This window comes from Lactobacillus sp. HBUAS51381 (assembly GCF_012641095.1).
Lineage (GTDB): Bacteria > Bacillota > Bacilli > Lactobacillales > Lactobacillaceae > Levilactobacillus.
The window spans coordinates 1-1,051 of the sequence record NZ_JAAVSC010000077.1; the positions used below are offsets into that span (position 1 = coordinate 1).

Consider the following 1,051-nt stretch of genomic DNA (forward strand, 5'->3'; position numbering starts at 1 on the left):
AGCGTTGTCCGGATTTATTGGGCGTAAAGCGAGCGCAGGCGGTTTCTTAAGTCTGATGTGAAAGCCTTCGGCTTAACCGGAGAAGTGCATCGGAAACTGGGAGACTTGAGTGCAGAAGAGGACAGTGGAACTCCATGTGTAGCGGTGGAATGCGTAGATATATGGAAGAACACCAGTGGCGAAGGCGGCTGTCTAGTCTGTAACTGACGCTGAGGCTCGAAAGCATGGGTAGCAAACAGGATTAGATACCCTGGTAGTCCATGCCGTAAACGATGAGTGCTAGGTGTTGGAGGGTTTCCGCCCTTCAGTGCCGCAGCTAACGCATTAAGCACTCCGCCTGGGGAGTACGACCGCAAGGTTGAAACTCAAAGGAATTGACGGGGGCCCGCACAAGCGGTGGAGCATGTGGTTTAATTCGAAGCTACGCGAAGAACCTTACCAGGTCTTGACATCTTCTGCCAATCTTAGAGATAAGACGTTCCCTTCGGGGACAGAATGACAGGTGGTGCATGGTTGTCGTCAGCTCGTGTCGTGAGATGTTGGGTTAAGTCCCGCAACGAGCGCAACCCTTATTATCAGTTGCCAGCATTCAGTTGGGCACTCTGGTGAGACTGCCGGTGACAAACCGGAGGAAGGTGGGGATGACGTCAAATCATCATGCCCCTTATGACCTGGGCTACACACGTGCTACAATGGACGGTACAACGAGTTGCGAAGTCGTGAGGCCAAGCTAATCTCTTAAAGCCGTTCTCAGTTCGGATTGTAGGCTGCAACTCGCCTACATGAAGTTGGAATCGCTAGTAATCGCGGATCAGCATGCCGCGGTGAATACGTTCCCGGGCCTTGTACACACCGCCCGTCACACCATGAGAGTTTGTAACACCCAAAGCCGGTGAGATAACCTTCGGGAGTCAGCCGTCTAAGGTGGGACAGATGATTAGGGTGAAGTCGTAACAAGGTAGCCGTAGGAGAACCTGCGGCTGGATCACCTCCTTTCTAAGGAATATACGGAGGCTACACATACTTTGTCGAAACAATGGTCAGTTTTGAG

Annotated in this window: 1 rRNA gene; it reads left to right on the forward strand. The window is 52.1% G+C overall.

From position 1 onward, the window contains the following. Positions 1–996, forward strand: a 16S ribosomal RNA gene (locus HEQ50_RS12565); the annotation flags it as partial. Positions 997–1,051: the final 55 nt, after the last annotated feature.